Genomic DNA, 1,435 nt, shown 5'->3' on the forward strand with positions numbered 1-1,435 from the left:
AACCGTACGTCCGGTGCAATGAGAGGGGCGAGAATTAAACTCCCTCTACTCTATTGATAATGGCACCTTTTTCTTCTAACTGAATTCTAGTTATCAAATGAGTAAAATTAGCGTAGCCATAAGCAGTACGCTCAATTTGTTTAATCTTGCGGTTTGTACCTTCAAGACAGCCGTTAGATTCATCAAACTTAGCAGCGTTGAGAATATCATGAAGATTTCGTTTGAAAGTATTCAACGTGGTATGCATCATGTTGCCAACGTGATCTTTGCTTTTGATTAAATCCTTGAGTTTATCGGTATCTCTGTCTCTTAAAGCTTTACTGATATCTTGCATAAGATTGTAGGTGTTCTCAAGCTCGGGACTTAGTCTGAGTCCATCAGCTACAACTTGTTCCTGAGTCAGAGTATCCTTTAGCCTTGGTTGATGGTACGGCTTTACTTTTTCAAGATCCTCAAATGGTTTGAGATACAGTTTCCAATAATATTTAAGCAGGTTATATTCTTTGGTGCCTTTCTTGTGCTTCTTCATTTCTTGAATACGGCAAGAATTAAAAGAACGATTGAGCATTTGAACGATATGGAAACGGTCAAGAATTACTTGAGCATTAGGAAAAAGCTCCTTAGCCATGATGTCATAGTAGTAATTAAGATCCATAGTTACAGTTTTGACCTTGTTTCTTACCGTAAGAGGAAAACGTTTGAAGTAGTTGATGATATCTTTCTTAAGTCTGGTAGGCAGCACTTTAACTATTTTATGAGTATGACCATCAATAGCGATAAAGTGCAGCTGTCTGCCAACGCCTCTGAATTCATCAAAGGCTAAGTATTCTGGCAGCCAATCGGTATCTTCAACGGTAGAGTAACCGTATCGCTCCAATACGCGCTGTACAGTGTTGGTTGAGGTCGAAGTTTGTCTGGCAATGCTTTTCATGGACCAATCTTCAGTTAGAGAACCAATAATTTTACGTTTAGTGGCGTTAGAGATACAGCAGTATTTTTCTACTAATTCCGTTTCAGCCATTGAATTCATATGACAATCGCGACAAATAACTCGCTGCTTGGCTACTCTGATAAAGACAGGCAAGCTAGCATCTAAAGCAGGATAGCGCACATTAGAATATAAATGACCATTGTGGACGATATTAGTTGAGCCACAATTAAGACATTGATCTAGATGAGCTACTGCATGGTAAAACTTTGCATCGCGATTACGATACTTTCCAATTGAAATATCCAAGAATTCTAACAGTGGGTCTTTAATATTCAGAGAAAATTTAATACAATCATTGTATGAGGACATAAGCAAAACACCTTAATTTCTAAAGAGTGGTATCAAAGGATTTTATGTAGTGAGGCTTATGCCTCTTTTTTTCTACCAAAAAATCCCATTGATAGAATATCATAGAAATCTATCAACAGGATTTATCATAGAGCC

1 protein-coding gene is annotated in these 1,435 nt (G+C 37.6%); it reads right to left on the reverse strand.

Translation table 11 applies throughout. From position 1 onward, the window contains the following. Positions 1 to 34: 34 nt before the first annotated feature. Positions 35 to 1,300 (reverse strand): ISL3 family transposase, encoded by a 1,266-nt coding sequence (locus CP355_RS09920; protein ID WP_098044448.1) that lies wholly within the window; start codon positions 1,298 to 1,300, stop codon positions 35 to 37. Positions 1,301 to 1,435 lie beyond the last annotated feature (135 nt).

The sequence above is a fragment of the Lactobacillus sp. UMNPBX4 genome, from assembly GCF_002554115.1.
GTDB lineage: Bacteria > Bacillota > Bacilli > Lactobacillales > Lactobacillaceae > Lactobacillus > Lactobacillus gallinarum.